We start from the raw sequence: 16,480 nt of genomic DNA, 5'->3' as shown, positions 1-16,480 counted from the left end.
CCGCTACTCTAGCGAGGTGAAGGGGTGGGAGCGGCGGCTGGCTTTTTGGCTGGTTTGGTCGGTTTGGCGGTGGCTTTGGGAGGGGCAGGAGGCGAAGGGGCAAGGGTTTTGGGAGCGGCGGGAGCAACGGGGACGGACAGCGGGGTGGCTTTAGGGGAGGCGGCAGGAGCCACGATCGCAGGCTTTTCACCTAGAATGCTGGCGCTTCCGGTATCATAAAATCCGGCGACACAGGCGATCATCAAAGTTGCTAAGGTTCCGGCAAACAGAGCCTTCCAGCCCAATTCTGAGATGTCTTTACGGCGAGAGGGAATTAGCGCGATCGTGCCTCCTACAAAGATTCCCACAGAGGCGAGGTGAGCAAATCCAGAGAGCGCATAGCTGATGATCAAAACGGCGCGATCGCTTAAGGGGTTGTCAGGGCGGGCGGCGGCGGTGGCGAGCGCTTGATAAGGGGGAATGGCCGTTTCGAGTAGTCTGCGGCCGATAATAACTGACGATTCCCAAAGCTCATTCCACTCTAGAGAGACCCCTGTGAGAAAGGTGAAAGGCAAAAACATCGCGCCTTCGATGTTGGCCAGCGTGACAATGCCAAAAAACTGTCCAATTACACCGGGAATGTTAGCCAGCCCTGCAAAAATTTGATTGATCAACGAGACTAAGCCCAAAATTAGAATCAGCACAGCCGCGATCGACACCGCCATTTTTACGCCATCCAACGCTCCGACGATCGCCGCATCCAGTGGGCTAACGCGCTCGATCGGTTCTCCTGAGACGGTTTCTGGAGGGGCAAATTCTTCTTCGTCAAAGTCATCGTTAAACTCATCTCGCGTCGTTTTTTCGCTGGGAATGCCACCCGCCGTTAGTGGAATTTCGGTTTCGGGAACCAGAATCTTTGACAACACAAAACAGGCTGGAATAGCAATAATCGAGGCGGAAACCAGATGTCCCAAAATGTTGGGAAAGACAGGACGCAAAAAACTGACGTAGATTGCCAGCGTTGAGGAGGCCGCCGTCCCAAAGCAGCAGGCGAGAATGGCGCAGAGTTCGCTTCGGGTCATTTTTGCGAGATAAGGCTTGACGACGATCGCCGCCTCAATGCCCACAAAAATATTCGCTGCCCCGCTCAACGCCTCAGCCCCGCTCAATCGCATCACGGAGTAGAACACTTTAGCAAATACGTTGGTGATTACTTGAATGACCCCGATGTTGTAAAGCAGCGCCATCAAACCAGAGAAAAAGATCACTGTTGGCAACGCTCGAAAGGCAAAAATATAGCCTAGATTCACATCGGCAGGTCGGTCTGGCAGGGGCACGATGTTCTTACCAAACACAAAATTTGCTCCGGTATCTGCCGCCAAAAACAGCCCATCCAAAAGATTACTAAAGCCTTGCAGCGCTTCTCTCGTAAACGGCACTAGAAAAACTAGCGCGCCCAAAATTAGTTGCAGCAAAATGCCCATTCCAACCACGTGCCACGGAAACACCCGCAAACTGCGATTCTCGGAAAATAACCAGGCGATCGCACACAAACCAAAAATTCCAAGCAGCGAGACAAGATTCAGCAAACCCATGAGGCGGCACCTTATTGACGATCGAGCAAAACGCGCTTGAGGACTACCCTTACGGTAGATGAACCGTTGCCCCTTAGACGATACCTAAAAATGCTTCGATCAACACAGAAAATGTCAGTAAATCTGAAGGGTGACACAAAAGTTATTTGGACGTGATAAGAAATTTTCTCCTCATAGCCCGATTCCCCTATCCTCCAATTCACAGGTCATAATAAGCAAAGCCTTCTTACGTCGCGATACATGGATGCTTTCGAGCCAATGCCGCCCGCTTGGACTAAATCAGCCGTCCACGCCCATGAGTTTCACTGCCCCAACTGTCACAAAACCTGTCTCGAAGCAGAGCGAGTTTGGATCAATCGCCGATCGCCTGTCTTTTTGGAGGACTATCGCAAAAAATGGCAAGAATTTTATCAGTGCCAATGTACAACTGTCTGGTGGGCCTGGAGCAACGATCGACCGCCTTCAGAGTTAGCCGATCGCGAACCTCCCCACCTCGATTTCTTCAATCCCTTTGACGATCTTTAGAAACGATCTTTAGAAGTGGTTCCAGCTTCAATTTCTCTCAAGCAAATCTTTATCGCTCTAGCCACGCCCGCATTTTGCCAGGATTAAGTAATCCGTAGGGATCAACTTTTTCTTTAAATTTGAGTTGTTCGACATCGACCTGCTTCATGCCGCCGTCTTCTAACACATAGGTATGAGGATTGAAGATAAAAGCGCCTTTGGCTTCGTGGTAGGCAATAATTTCGTTGAGGCGTTCTTCGGTTGTGTAGCGCACCACTTGCAAAGCAGCCGGACGAGCCACTCCCCCCACACGCAAAAATTCCAGGTGCATCATAACTTCATCGCCAAAGTGTTGATACATGTGTTCGAGCAAGGTCAGTTGTTTGTCGTCAGGAAACAGGGTTTGCAAATAGGTCAACGTCGGGTCAACACTGCGAGCATGAAGCGTGGTGTGATTCCAGGAATACTCGGACAAAGTAACGCCTTTGCTGGCTTCTTGAGCCGTTTTTTCGTAGGCGCTCGTTCCCCCAAAATCCTTAACCCACTCATTTAAGGCTTCAAGGCTGGTTTCAGACACCATCAACAACGCGCAGTGTGACCCTTCTGGAAAGTAACTCTTGAGCGCAGCAAAATAGCCCGGAATCGGGTCAGCACAGATGCAAACCAGCTTTTTGATCACGCCGTCGGCATCACTGATCGCCTGACCAAATCGAGCCGCCGTCATAAAGTCTGGAAACGTCACGATCGCCTCTGCCCAGGGATAAGCGGGCGCGAGGGGAACCTCTAATTCCGTAATAATGCCATTCGTTCCGTAAGCGTGAGCCACTTTGTAGACCTCATCGCCCCGAAGTTCGATCGCTTTTGGTTCGTCTTCCATTGTCACCACCCGAACGGCTTGCAGATTGCCGCGATCGCGCAGTTGTCCATAGGTGACAGACCCGATGCCTCCACTGCCGCCGCCGATAAAGCCGCCGATCGTCGCCGTTCGATAGGTAGACGGAGCCATACGAATTTCCCAGCCCGTTTCTCGTGTCTGCTTGTCCAAGACCGAAAGTTTGACCCCTGCCTCCATTCTCGCCATCCCCGGTTTGACCCATTTCACCGCGGTCATTCGGGTCATGTCCAAAATCACGCCACCTTCGAGAGGAACACACTGCCCATAGTTGCCCGTTCCTGCGCCTCGTACCGTCAGCGGAATTTTGTACTTCACGCAGACTTGCGCCACTCGGATCACTTCCGCCTCATCAACGGGACGAATCACCACCCCGCCGACTTTTCCGGTCAGTTGCTCGACCAAAACGGGGCTAAAGGTGTAGTAGTCTTGCGAGAGTTTGGCAATCTGATTGGGATCGGTGATGATATCAAGTCCGGTAAGGTCAGCGATCGCAGCTTTCAGATCAAAGGGGCTAGTTGTCGAAGTCATCAGACGTTCTATGTGAACATTTCTTTTGCATCTTAAGCCGATTCTGGCAGGAAATTGGTATCCAAAATCTCCATCCCCAAAGAGTGAAACAATTTACGGAGCGCGTCAGGTCAAAGTTCTTTCAAGTCATCTAATTCACTATAGTCAGGCAGCGTGGCATCGATCGCCTTACCGTTTCGGAGAACTAGACGATCATGCTGTGATCGAGACAGTAGTTCACTGTAGCTTCTCGCTTTGAATAGCACCAGATTGGCGGGGAGTCCGACTCCGATTCTACCGACATTGGGTAAGCCCATCAAATCAGCCGGGTTGGACGTAATCGCATTGATCCAATCGCCGTAGGGACGATCGAGTTGAGCAATTCGCACCGATAGATTGAAGACCTCAAAAGCATCATGATCGCCAAAGGCATAGAAGGGATCGCGGCAGTTGTCATGAGCGATCGCTACCGTTACCCCCGCTTGTTTCAACTCATGCAGCAGAGTGACACCGCGCCAGCGAGGAGTGCGGCCAGGTTTACGATCCTGTAGATACAAGTTGCACATCGGCAGACTGACGACACCAACGCCCGCTTTTTTGACCAGAGCGATCGTTTGGTTGGCTTCCACGTCTTCTTGAACGGACAAACTACAGCAGTGCCCACACACCACTTTCCCTTTGTACTTGTGCCGAATGGCAGCCTGAGCCACCGATCGCAGCGTCATTGATTGGGGATCGTTGGTTTCGTCGGTGTGAAAGTCGAGATTGAGTTTGCGGTCTTTGGCCAGGGTGAAGGCGCGATCGACCTGCGCTTCAATATCGGGATTCATGTAGGCGACACCCCCCAAAATCCCCTGAGATTGGGCCACCAGATCGGCTAATTTTTCACCGTCGGGCGTGAGAAAGTAATCCAGCGGCACAAGGCAAACGGCTTGCAGCGTTAAGCGATCGCTCCATTTTTCTCGCAGTTCTCTAAAGACGCTAAAGCTAATTTCGCCCTGCTCCCCAAACGCATCGATGTGGGTACGAATCGCCTGAGTACCGTGAGCATAGCTGCATTTCAGCCCAAATTCCATGCGGCGGTAAACGTCATCAGCGTTCCAATTTTTGGCGGCATCAGTTTGAACCGCATTCAACGCGCTTTCAAAAGTGCCATCTGGATTGGGAGCGCGATTCCAAATGTGGCCTTTATCCAGATGCGTGTGCAGATCGACAAAACAGGGGAGAACCATTCCGCCTCGCAGATCCATCGATGGATGCGGATAGCTGGTGTAAGTTCCGGCAGACACGATCGTCGCAATGCTGCCCTCAATAATCTCTAAATCTACAGATAACAGGTGATCTTCAGGCGGTTTGCGAGGAGTCCATTTGGTGCCGCCGACGACGATCGAAGCCGGAATATGGGCGTTTCTCAACCAATAATGCGAAGAGTCAAAAATCATGGAAGCAAACTGCACTCAGCGTCAGGATTTGAAAAATTAGCTTTTGAAATATTTGAAATAGTTGAGATTGAAGCGTTAAGGAGGAGTTGAAATTGCTCGTTTTAGAGTCAGCTTTTCTTAAAAGATAGAGACTTCTCTATCAAAAGTGTGTCGAAATCTTAAGACAACCTGGCTCTTTTGCCTGTCCTATTACAGATGTTGACTATAAACAAATTGGAAATACTATCCCATAGAAACTAAGATTGCAATTTCCAATCCCAGTCATTTGGATCAGACTATCCCAACGTTGCCCAAATTGACTACCCTGGATAGTAAAGAACTCTAAACTAGGCGTGAGTGATGGAACCGATTTATCAGTATGCCTGGCTAATTCCCGTCCTGCCTCTTGCAGGTGCGATGCTAGTTGGTCTAGGGCTGATCTCATTCAATAAAGATGTCAATCGTCTCCGACAGGCAAACTCTATCTTCATCGTGTCTCTGATTGGCGCGGCGATGACCCTCTCGTTTGCTCTGTTTTGGAGCCAATTTCGTGGACATGCCCCTTATACTCAGATGTTTGAGTGGGCCTCGGCGGGCGACTTTCACCTGTCGATGGGGTATGTGATCGACCCGCTCTCGTCATTAATGCTAGTGATCGTGACGACGGTTGCCTTTCTGGTCATGGTCTACACCGATGGCTACATGGCGCACGATCCCGGATATGTTCGCTTTTATGCGTATTTGAGTCTGTTCAGTTCCTCGATGCTGGGTCTGGTGATTAGCCCTAATCTCGTCCAGGTCTACATTTTTTGGGAACTGGTGGGCATGTGTTCCTATCTGCTGATTGGGTTTTGGTTTTACCGTAAAGCGGCAGCCGATGCCTGCCAAAAGGCGTTTGTGACGAACCGAGTGGGTGACTTTGGGTTACTGCTTGGTATTTTGGGTTTGTATTGGGCAACTCGCAGTTTTGACTTTAATGTGATTGGCGATCGTCTCCAAGACCTCGTGGCCACTGGCTCAATCAGCGGTTGGTTAGCGGGATTATTCGCCATTCTGGTCTTCTTGGGCCCGGTGGCAAAATCAGCCCAGTTTCCGCTCCACGTTTGGCTGCCGGACGCGATGGAAGGCCCGACTCCCATTTCTGCTTTGATCCATGCAGCGACGATGGTGGCGGCAGGGGTCTTCTTGATTGCTCGTATGTTCCCGATGTTTGAAGGCATTCCCGCATCGATGGATGTGATTGCCTGGACGGGAGCTTTTACAGCATTTTTGGGGGCATCGATCGCCATTACCCAAAATGACATCAAGAAAGGTCTGGCGTACTCTACGATGTCTCAGTTGGGCTACATGGTGATGGCGATGGGAGTCGGTGCTTACAGTGCCGGACTGTTCCACCTGATGACGCACGCTTACTTTAAGGCGATGCTGTTTCTTGGCTCTGGGTCGGTGATCCACGGCATGGAAGAAGTGGTTGGACATGATCCCGTCTACGCTCAAGACATGCGGATGATGGGCGGACTGAGAAAGTACATGCCGATGACAGCAATTACTTTCTTGATCGGAACGTTAGCAATTTCGGGAATTCCGCCGTTTGCGGGCTTCTGGTCAAAGGATGAAATTTTGGGTGCCACGTTTGCCGCAAATCCTGCCCTCTGGGTAATTGGCTATCTGACGGCTGGGATCACGGCGTTCTATATGTTCCGCATGTATTTCAGCACGTTTGAAGGGAAATTCCGAGGCACGGATGCCGCCGTCAAGCAAGTTCTCAAAAACGAGCAGCTTCAGAAGATGGGGCTGGCATTTGGGCCCGGCGCAATGAACCCCAAAGAACTAACAATGGAAGCTCCGGGCGGCGAAGAAGTCGATTCCGGCAACCATCAACACCACGCCGAAAAGCCTCACGAATCTCCGTTGACGATGACGTTGCCGTTGCTGCTTTTGGCCATTCCTTCAACCCTGATCGGACTGGTCGGAACACCCTTCGGCAACTACTTTGAGGAATTCATTCATACGCCTGGTGAAGCCGTTCAAATCGCAGCCGAAGCCAGTCAAGAAACGCTGTCTGAGTTTTATGTGATGGCGGGTAGTTCAGTGGGGATCTCGCTGATTGGGATTACCCTAGCCTCTCTGATCTACCTGCGCGGCAAGATTGATCCGAAGGCGATCGCCGCCAAGATTCCATTCCTCTACAATCTGTCGCTCAACAAGTGGTACTTTGACGAAGTTTACGGTGAGCTTTTCGTGAAGGGTAGTCGCCGTCTGGCTCGTCAGGTCTTAGAAGTCGATTCCAAAGTGGTAGACGGGGTAGTCAACCTGGCCGGACTCGCAACCCTGCTGTCTGGAGAAGGACTGAAATACCTGGAAAGTGGTCGGGCCCAGTTTTATGCCCTGATTATTTTTGTCGCCGTCCTTGGACTTGTGATCTTTTCAGGCGCAACCTAAAGAAGTTATGAGAGGTTGGCTGTTAGTCCTGTGGGGTAGATAAAATCCTGCTGACAGTCAACCGCTATCGTCGATCGCCACCTCTCTCAAACGCCTCATAACTCAACCTTAAAAACTAGAATGCTAACCGCCAATTTTCCCTGGCTGACCACGATCATTTTGTTTCCGATCGCAGCCTCTCTCTTAATCCCCATTATTCCCGATAAGGACGGCAAAACCGTTCGCTGGTACTCGCTGATCGTTGGGCTGCTGGATTTTGCCCTGATCGTCTACGCCTTCTATACTCAATACGACTTTGCAAATCCAGATCTTCAGCTTGTCGAAAGCTACCCCTGGGTTTCTCAGTTAGATCTCAATTGGTCAGTTGGTGCCGATGGATTGTCGATGCCCCTGATTATTTTGACAGGATTTATCACTACTCTGGCAATTTTGGCAGCTTGGCCCGTCACCTTTAAGCCTCGCCTGTTCTACTTTCTGATGCTGGTCATGTACGGCGGTCAGATTGCGGTTTTTGCGGTTCAGGATATGCTGCTGTTCTTCCTCTCGTGGGAACTGGAACTGGTGCCTATCTATTTTCTGCTGTCGATTTGGGGCGGCAAAAAACGGCTGTATGCAGCAACAAAATTCATTTTGTACACGGCAGGCGGTTCGCTGTTCATCCTGGTTGCAGGGCTGGCGATGGCTTTTTATGGTGACACGGTGACCTTCGACTTTCGCGCTTTAGCCGCCAAAGATTTTCCGCTCAACTTTCAGCTTTGGGTTTACACGGGCTTTCTGATTGCCTACGCGGTCAAACTGCCGATCATTCCGCTCCACACCTGGCTACCCGATGCTCACGGTGAAGCGACGGCTCCCGTTCACATGCTGCTGGCTGGCATTCTCCTCAAAATGGGTGGCTATGCGTTGATTCGGATGAATGCAGAAATGCTTCCGGCGGCTCATGCAACGGTGGCACCAGCTCTGGTGATTTTAGGAGTAGTGAATATTATCTATGCGGCTCTCACTTCCTTTGCCCAGCGCAACTTGAAGCGAAAGATCGCCTATTCCTCAATCTCTCACATGGGATTTGTCCTGATTGGCATCGCCTCATTTACCGATTTAGGGTTAAGTGGTGCCGTTTTGCAGATGGTGTCTCACGGTTTAATTGGGGCGAGTTTGTTCTTTTTGGTAGGAGCAACCTACGATCGTACCCACACCCTGATGCTGGACGAGATGGGCGGTGTCGGCAAACAGATGCCCAAAATCTTCTCCATGTTTACGGCTTGCTCGCTGGCCTCGCTGGCTCTGCCTGGAATGAGTGGCTTTGTCGCCGAACTGATGGTCTTTGTCGGCTTTGCCACCAGTGACGCTTACAGTCAGACTTTTAGAATTATTGTGGTGGGCTTGGCAGCGATCGGGGTCATTCTCACGCCCATCTACTTGCTCTCAATGCTGCGCGAAATCTTCTATGGGCCAGAAAACAAAGAACTGACCTCACACGAAGCGCTGATCGATGCAGAACCTCGCGAAGTCTTTATTATCGCCAGTTTGCTAGTTCCAATTATTGGCATTGGCTTCTATCCAAAACTGCTGACTCAGATCTACGACTCCAAGACACAGCAGCTAACCGCTCGGCTTCGCGATCAGGTGCCAACCCTGGCTCAACAGGCTTCTAAATCTGTGGCTTTACAACCCCCGCTAGGAGAAGCGATCGCCGCTCCAACACTGCGTTAACCAAACTTTTCTAAATCATGCAAAAAGGCAGGAAGTAAGTTCAACTCGCTCCCTGCCTTCTTTATTGGCAACCTTTCTGAATCTTCAAGCTCAAAGGATTGAGGAAGACAAACGCTGCTGTTCATCCCCCTATCGTAAAGCCTGTCGAAGATGACCCCTCATCCCTGACTCTGCGTATTCCGCGTGGTCAAAACCGAGTCAGTCGGCAAACAGAGCAGATTATCGCCTTGAGTGCGAATCATTCCTTTTTGGCGCAGCTTGCCCATCAGACGGGTGACCGTAACGCGAGTTGAACCGATCGCGCTCCCGATCTGGGCATGAGTCAACGGAAAAGGCAGACAGTAGCCGTCTTCGGTCGGTTCGCCATATTCCTCAATCAGCAGTGTCAGAAAACCGAGGAGGCGATCGATAGTTCTGCGCTGACCCAGTGTACTGAGCCAGAGAAGTTTGCGCTGATGCTGATAGCGGAAAGCATCCAACACTTCGCGGCGAAAATGCGGCCAGTTGTCCAGATCGTGCCAATACATCCAGACCACGGAGGTTTGGTCAACGTGAGCATAGCTTTGTAGCGTAAACGGTGATTGCGCCACAATCTCAAAGGGTTGCCCTGCGCCGACAAATCCTAAGAATGCTTCTTCGGGGCTGATACGAGCGAGACGAGATGCATTGCCGCCAGTGGCGTTGACCTGGGCTGTTCCCACGAGTCTTACGGCACCTTTTTGCACCAGATAAAGTAGACCTGGACGGGCAGGAATCCGCTCATCTTTACTAAAAGACCGAACTCGATAATGTTCTTGGGCCCAATCAATAATGCGCTGCCACGTCAAAAATGGACGAGACGCTTCTGAATTTTGTTGGGGAGATACTGAGTACATAAGTTAAAGGCTGTTGGAGAACAGTGTGAGACTTTGACAAGTCACTGAGTATTTAGCAGAAACCGAAACGCTGGCTCATTTCTCAACCGATCGGAATAGAGATAGGCACCTTTAGACACTTTTGCACTAAAGGGAGAAATCCGAAAGTAGAGTCTCCTTGTTTGTAGCCTGATCTCAGTAATTGTAACTACAAGCGACATGGACTCTTAACGAAACTGGAGGATTTTCGACCGAAATTTGACCAAAATCAACCTTATCCTAGAGCATCAACCGTAAATACCATGAATTGTAGCCTACATAAGATTACTTATCCTACGTTTCGCATATTGTTACTGGACAGACTATTTGAAACAATCTACCCGAAGGAGGATGTTGTAGTAGCAAAAGCTTCTTCACCTCAAAGACAGAATAATTCTTCTTACAGCAGCAAGCTTTGTGCGGCACAGATTCCGCTCAGGCAGGTCAGAAATGCAACGTCTCTAACTGAGTATCAGTCTGCGATCGCCCTCAAATTAGCGTCTGGCTCACTGAGAACAGCCTTGCCTTTGGCGTATCAAGTCGCAAAAAACTTCACCCAGTTTGATGCACCCCAGACCGAGGAATCTACGGTGTTTCAAGACATTTTGCGTGAATTTACGGTACGAGTCACAGCATTAGGCTATCTGGAGTTTGTGTTGAGTGATCGAGGATTCGCAATCTGGTTACAATTCTTAATCGAGAAGCCACCCCGGATACCCCTGATTTCTGCGGATAAATTGCCCTCAGATGAGAGCACTTTCCTTTGTCAGTACAGCCATGCGCGTTGTGTAACGCTGATCCGTCTGGCTAAAGAAGCAGGAATTGAGTTAGATCGGTCAAATAGGACACAATCTAAGCCTGACCTTCGTCAACCAGCAGATCGAGATCTGATTTTTTTGATAATTTCCGTTCTAGATGATCTGTATGACGCTTCTATGACCCAGAGCAGTCAAACAGTCTTTAAAGGGACGATCGCGCTCGCTCAAGCTTTCCAGCGCTTCTACAAAGTTTGCCAACTTGTAAATTTATCTCCAGAAAGATTAAGTTTGGTGATGGTGACTCAAAGACTGCTGCGATCGTTGCTCCAAGAAGGTTTGGGGATCTGTGCACCGGATGAGCTTTAGCCCTTTCATTGAGAGACACATCGCTGTCATCTTGGTGTCATAACTTATTTTTATCTCCCAATCCGTGACAAAACCTGGGCGCTCAGATATATTATTGGAGTGTGAGGAGCGAACCAGCAAGAGTACCGAGACGAAACACGGCCAGTCGTCGGTACTCTTCCTGATTTTAAAGCTCTGTTGGTTGGCTCTCAAACAGTTAACCTGAAAAGTTTTTCCATTGAAGTCTCAAATTACTAAAAGTTGGGGTTACGGACTCCTGGCGAAAGTCTGATCGAGAAGGGCTTTGTCGGGAAATAAAACCAGTTATGGCAGAGTTTTCCAAATCCTTCTCTGATCAATGCTGCCTCTGAATAGAAGTTCCACCAGCCTGCTGTAAAAGACAATCTATCTGAAATGTGGTGGCATTCCAGACGGCAGCATTACGAGAAGGCGTAGAACAAATTTTGTCACATCAAATAGATGAAAAGTAGATGAAAAGTAGTCGAAACCTGATTAACCGAGCTTGACATCTAACGTCTAATCACTGCCGTCTAATCACTGTCAAAGTGCTGAAAGCCGCCTTCTAAAGTGAGAATCTCATCGGGTATTTCTCCAGTCGGATCGACGACGCGAATATCAGGGTTAGAAGTGATTTCGCCCACGATCGCCGCTCCCTTTACTTTCTCGACTAACACGTGTGCGGCTTCTAGCGGCAGACACAACACCAGTTCAAAGTCTTCTCCACCATAAAGCGCCCAGTTCATCGCCTTTTCGGGAGACACCAGACGCTTTAGAGCAGGATGGATGGGAATTGCAGATCGATCAACTCTCGCCCCAACTTGACTGACACGACAGATCTGAACGATCGCGTCCGCAAGCCCGTCGCTGCTGTCCATTCCAGAAATAGGGAGGAGGGAGGAGGGAGGAGGGAGGAAAGGTAGAACGTCCAGGCGAGGGTTAGGGAATTGGTGGGCTTGGATTAGGGTGGTGAGATCGGCTTCATTGGGGGTTTCTGCAAGTTCTAGATAGAGCAACAGTTCTAAACCTGCTCTTGAAGAGCCGTGATAGCCTGTGACTAAGATGGCATCTCCAATTTGAGCCGTTGAGCGACAAATCACGCTGGCTGGCTCGACTTGCCCGAATGCGGTGATAGCGACGGTAATGATGGGCGATCGACAAATGTCACCTCCGACAATGACGGTTCCATACTTTTGCAAACAGCCTGTGATGCCGCGATACAAATCCTCAACCCAGCCCACCGACAATTTGCCCGGAAGCCCTAAGCCTACGGTAATTCCCAGGGGCGAAGCTCCCATTGCTGCGAGGTCAGAAAGATTTGCGGCCGCCGATCGCCATCCCACTGCTTGAGGAGGAGTGGTTTGATCGCTGAAATGTACGTCCTCGACCAGTACATCCGAGGTGACGACGAGTGACTTTCCCGCTTCGATCGAGAGCACTGCGGCATCATCTCCCACTACGTCAGCAGGGCAAAAGGCTTGGAGGCGCTTGAGGAGTCCTTGTTCACCGATCGTCTGCACTGTTTCTGCCATATGAAAAAAAAGCATATGAAAAAGACTGAGTGGCTATCACACAGTCCTGAATTATGGATCAAATTTTCAATTAAGCGGCTTTGGGTTCGACCAGGTTCTCTAGGCCGTCGATGACTTTCATGGATTCGATCGTATCCCCTGCCTTGAGTTTTTCTAGCACTTCTCGACCAGAGGTGACAAAGCCAAAAATCGCATAGCGACCATCCAACAGATTTAAGCCTGCGGGGGTCAATTCTGGCTCAAATAAGAAGAAGAAAAACTGAGACGAGCCGCCATTGGGGTCTTCACCCGGACGCGCCATCGCTAACGCCCCAAACGACGAGAAAGGCAAAACGGGCTGATCCAAATAGCGTCCAGCATCTTCGAGCGTGATGCCATACAGGGGAGCCGCATCGCCTTTGACCAAAATTTCTAACGGGACAGCGCGATACTTCTTGGTGTCAGGATCGATGAATCCAACTTCTGGGCCGGGCGGATCGCCAATTTGCAGCACGTAAGAATCTTCGGCTCTCGTGAACTGCAAACCATCGTAGAAGCCGCGTTTGACCAGATCGACAAAGTTGCCAGCCGTGACGGGGGCGCTAAACCCATCGAGCACGATCGTCAAATCTCCCTGACTCGTCTTCGCTTCAACCGTCGCACGTCCTTTAAGTTGAGGCAGATTGCTATATTCTTCGGGCACCTCGTAAGGGAATTTTTGCACCATCAATTCTTCGAGGTCGGTGACGAGACTGAGCAAATCCGCCCGCTGCGATCGCGTCTGTTCTTTATTCTTCGCTTCGGCGCTGGTTTGGAGGGTTTCAACGCCCGCTTTGAGTTTGGCAATGATCGCCTCTGCGTGGGGCTTTTTGTCGTCGGGAATTGAGGCTAAAAGTTGAGTCTGACGATCGGTCAAAATTCGATAAGCTTGTTTGACATCGCCGACGACTGCCCCCCAGCGACGATTGGCCCGCAGTTGCGCGGTGATATCTTCGAGGCTAAATTGCAGCTTGCGAACATCAGGATTGTCGATCGGCAATGCATATCTCAACAGCGACTGCGAATCAGTAATCGGATTGCCCGGAGGCAGTGCATAAACTGGAGATTGCCAACCGATCAGAAAGCAAACCAGCCCTAGAATCAGCAGTCTGACCGACCCCTTGCGGGTATCTCGACGAGATCGCCGCTTCAAAGAATTGAGCTTCATACCATTCCAAACAAACATGTTGCGCTCCCTCTGTGCTAAAAAGCCCTTCTCGATTGTGCCATGAGGGGGAGCATCGTGAAGATTGGGGTTTGGGGTGTAAAGGTGCAGGTCAAATCTTTTCCTTGACTCCTCACTCCTCACTCCTCACTCCTCACTCCAGCGCTCTACCCGAAATCGAATCTTCTTTGAGCGGCTTGATAAATCGGCTGTTGGCACGAATAAAGCAATTGATGGAACGATCGCCCTTTTGCACACTGACCGGAATCCAGGGCTTGCCACGATTGTCGAGGAGCATAATTTGATTGCGTCCCATATTGCCCGTGACGGCTTGAAGGCGCTGTCCTTTTTTGAAGGTGAACCTGATGGGCCAGTCGGCGATCGCATACTGATTATTCAAAAAAATTGCGGCGGGTGCATCGGCACCATCCAGCGTTACGGACTGAAATTGCTTGGCCATGCGGCAGTTTAGCCCTTTGAAGTCTCCATCGACGACGATCCAATTGGACTGTCCGGGGGAGCTGCTTCTCGCTGACTTGGGTATTGGGTAATCGCCAGGGCGATCGGGAACCGGAACCGCTGTCGCTAATTGGGTTCCTACGATCGTGGCAGCCAATGTCAGCAAAATAACCTTGATTGAGGGTTGCATCGTTTGTTAGGGCTTGTAAAAACTGTGGAGATTCAGTACAAGATTTTATGCCGTTTCCTGGTGCAGTCTCCAAGAGAAGTGTGACTAAACCTCTTGAGCGTGCTGAGTGCAAAGTCTAAAACTTAGAGCTAGTCAGTGCTTGAAAGCGACTTGAGAAACGCAGCTTATGACCTAAGCCGCTTAAGCATTTGTAACAAAAGAAGACTTCTCTATTTGAAAGCACGTAGATTTTTCTCAGAGAGAATTGACGATCGCGCCTAAAATTGGAAAGCCATCTACACAAGAGGACGGGCCCCACCATGAATCTGAGAGACCTTGCTGCTGCTTCAGCGACCTGGCAAATTGCTAGTGTACGAGCCGATCGTGATTTGACGAGAGAAGTCCAGCAGCGCCTGATTTTGTTGGGATATCAACCTGGGCCCGTCGATGGACTCTGGGGCAATGGGACTCAAGCCGCCTATGCTGCCTTTGCGAGAGCCAACCAACTCAAGCCAGAAGAACTGTCTCCAAGAGCGGCTCAACTGCTGCTGAGAATCAACCAAACTCCCGCGCCTCGACCGACTCCTACGCCCACTCCGACTCCGCGTCCGACCCCCACGCCCACCCCTGCCCCCAGACCAACGCCCGTTCCCACGCCTGCTCCGACTCCCACGCCCAGACCAACCCCCGCTCCGACTCCAACACCCAGACCAACCCCGACACCTGTTCCGGTACCAACCCCCGCTCCTGTTCCCACGCCGACTCCTGTTCCCACGCCAAGCCCTGTTCCAGTTCCGACTCCTGCACCAACCCCTACGCCCACGCCGACTCCTGTTCCCACGCCAAGTCCTGTTCCAGTTCCGACTCCTGCACCAATTCCTACACCGACTCCTGCACCAACCCCTACGCCCACGCCGACTCCTGTCCCTACGCCCAGCCCTACACCCACGCCGACTCCCACGCCTGCCCCAACTCCGAGATATGCCAGCCCGACCCAGGCCTTGCCTAGAGGCTTGCGCGAGATTGCAACCGGGGGCGTGATTTGGCAGATTGACAGAATTGCGGCGAGTCAGGGCTTGGCGAGAGAAGTGCAACAGTGTCTGGATGCGTTGGGTCATGCACCAGGGCCGATCGATGGCGTTTGGGGCAATGGCACTCAAGCCGCCTATGCTGCCTTTGCCAGGGTTTACCAATTCAAATCGAATGAGATGCCCCCTCAAGCGGCACAGTTTCTTTTGGAGCCGACGATTTCAGGAATTGCGATCGTGCGTCCGATTCGTCAACTGGTGGATGGGGACTATCGATCGGTGGCTCAGTCGATCGGCTGTGAGGTGGCCGCAGTCCGAGCGGTGGTGGATGTCGAAGCCGCAGGGTCAGGATTTTTTAAGGATGGCCGACCCAAAATCTTGTTTGAGGCTCACTGGTTTTCGGCATTTACAGACAGTCGCTTCGATCGTTCTAATGGCGACATTTCTAGCCCCGTGTGGAATCGTGCCCTTTATCTGGGCGGCGCTGCTGAATGGGATCGGTTGTACAAAGCGGCTCGGCTCAATCGCGCAGGTGCCCTCAAGTCAGCCTCTTGGGGGTTGGGTCAGGTGATGGGCTTTAACCACGAAGCGGCGGGCTACAAAGATGTCGAGAGTTTTGTTCGCGATATGCACCTCAGCGAAGGCAAACAACTCATGGCCATGTTCAACTTTATCAAGAGCAACCGTCTCGATCGCTTTTTAATCAACCGCGACTGGGCCGGCTTTGCACTCCGCTACAACGGCGAAGGCTATCGAGCCAACCGCTACGACGAAAAACTAGCCGATGCCTACCGATATTGGAAAGGGAGAGCTTAGGGAGAAGATGAGGAGCTAATTTGAAAGGAGAATGGGCGATCGTCCAGATAGAACGGCTTGAGGTTCTGAGCCAAGGGGAATTGGGACGATCGCGCTTTCATTCATAGTCAATATTAATGAAGTTCTTTCGCTCTGTTGCTGAGATCTTCTGCCCCCACCTGCCAATTCCTACCGTGTACACACAAGTCGTTGTCGCTTCGTTTCAGGCGGCTTCAGCCCCCTA

General features: G+C 51.0%; 12 protein-coding genes. 5 read left to right on the top strand and 7 right to left on the bottom strand.

The window, feature by feature from the left end:
- Positions 1–8: 8 nt before the first annotated feature.
- The gene (locus tag ACJ2PR_RS18855) at positions 9–1,574 is read right to left on the bottom strand and encodes a NupC/NupG family nucleoside CNT transporter (RefSeq protein ID WP_446878115.1); all 1,566 of its coding nucleotides are present in this window, start codon (positions 1,572–1,574) and stop codon (positions 9–11) included.
- Positions 1,575–1,832: 258 nt separating this feature from the next.
- Between ACJ2PR_RS18855 and ACJ2PR_RS18850 the strand changes: the two genes are divergently transcribed.
- Positions 1,833–2,099, top strand: a complete 267-nt coding sequence (locus ACJ2PR_RS18850) for a hypothetical protein (protein WP_446878114.1) — start codon at positions 1,833–1,835, stop codon at positions 2,097–2,099.
- Positions 2,100–2,148: 49 nt separating this feature from the next.
- Here the strand turns inward: ACJ2PR_RS18850 and ACJ2PR_RS18845 are convergent, their stop codons facing one another.
- Both ACJ2PR_RS18845 and ACJ2PR_RS18840 read right to left on the bottom strand, forming a co-directional pair.
- A complete protein-coding gene (locus ACJ2PR_RS18845; RefSeq protein ID WP_446878113.1) occupies positions 2,149–3,501 on the bottom strand; it encodes an FAD-binding oxidoreductase in 1,353 nt (450 codons plus the stop codon).
- A gap of 110 nt (positions 3,502–3,611) precedes the next feature.
- A complete protein-coding gene (locus ACJ2PR_RS18840) occupies positions 3,612–4,922 on the bottom strand; it encodes a cytosine deaminase (protein ID WP_446878112.1) in 1,311 nt (436 codons plus the stop codon).
- 339 nt (positions 4,923–5,261) lie between these two features.
- On the opposite strand from ACJ2PR_RS18840, the gene ACJ2PR_RS18835 reads away from it, so the two are divergent.
- Complete coding sequence (locus tag ACJ2PR_RS18835) at positions 5,262–7,343, top strand: NAD(P)H-quinone oxidoreductase subunit 5 (RefSeq protein WP_446878111.1); 2,082 nt, start codon at positions 5,262–5,264, stop codon at positions 7,341–7,343.
- Positions 7,344–7,463: 120 nt separating this feature from the next.
- The gene (ndhD1, locus tag ACJ2PR_RS18830) at positions 7,464–9,056 is read left to right on the top strand and encodes a photosynthetic/respiratory NAD(P)H-quinone oxidoreductase subunit D1 (RefSeq protein ID WP_446878110.1); all 1,593 of its coding nucleotides are present in this window, start codon (positions 7,464–7,466) and stop codon (positions 9,054–9,056) included.
- A 158-nt stretch (positions 9,057–9,214) separates the two neighbouring features.
- Here ndhD1 and ACJ2PR_RS18825 read toward each other — a convergent pair whose 3' ends face one another.
- Positions 9,215–9,931 carry a Crp/Fnr family transcriptional regulator gene (locus ACJ2PR_RS18825; protein WP_446859901.1) on the bottom strand — a complete coding sequence of 239 codons (717 nt, stop codon included), beginning with the start codon at positions 9,929–9,931 and terminating at the stop codon, positions 9,215–9,217.
- A 281-nt stretch (positions 9,932–10,212) separates the two neighbouring features.
- On the opposite strand from ACJ2PR_RS18825, the gene ACJ2PR_RS18820 reads away from it, so the two are divergent.
- A complete protein-coding gene (locus ACJ2PR_RS18820) occupies positions 10,213–11,073 on the top strand; it encodes a DALR anticodon-binding domain-containing protein (protein ID WP_446878109.1) in 861 nt (286 codons plus the stop codon).
- 530 nt (positions 11,074–11,603) lie between these two features.
- Here the strand turns inward: ACJ2PR_RS18820 and thiL are convergent.
- From thiL to ACJ2PR_RS18805, 3 genes are all read right to left on the bottom strand, one after another.
- Positions 11,604–12,602: a thiamine-phosphate kinase gene (gene thiL, locus ACJ2PR_RS18815; RefSeq protein WP_446878108.1), complete on the bottom strand. Its 999-nt coding sequence runs from the start codon at positions 12,600–12,602 to the stop codon at positions 11,604–11,606.
- Positions 12,603–12,672: 70 nt separating this feature from the next.
- Entirely contained in the window at positions 12,673–13,806 is a 1,134-nt protein-coding gene (locus tag ACJ2PR_RS18810; protein WP_446878107.1) for a peptidylprolyl isomerase, read from the bottom strand.
- A gap of 133 nt (positions 13,807–13,939) precedes the next feature.
- Positions 13,940–14,434, bottom strand: a complete 495-nt coding sequence (locus tag ACJ2PR_RS18805) for a hypothetical protein (RefSeq protein WP_446878106.1) — start codon at positions 14,432–14,434, stop codon at positions 13,940–13,942.
- Between the two features lie 299 nt (positions 14,435–14,733).
- Here ACJ2PR_RS18805 and ACJ2PR_RS18800 point away from each other — a divergent pair, with 299 nt between their 5' ends.
- Positions 14,734–16,257 (top strand): N-acetylmuramidase domain-containing protein, encoded by a 1,524-nt coding sequence (locus ACJ2PR_RS18800; protein ID WP_446878105.1) that lies wholly within the window; start codon positions 14,734–14,736, stop codon positions 16,255–16,257.
- Positions 16,258–16,480 lie beyond the last annotated feature (223 nt).

This window comes from Phormidesmis sp. 146-33 (assembly GCF_052939515.1).
The sequence above is the reverse complement of the archived record's forward strand: the minus strand, read 5'-3'. Positions and strand labels throughout refer to the sequence as shown.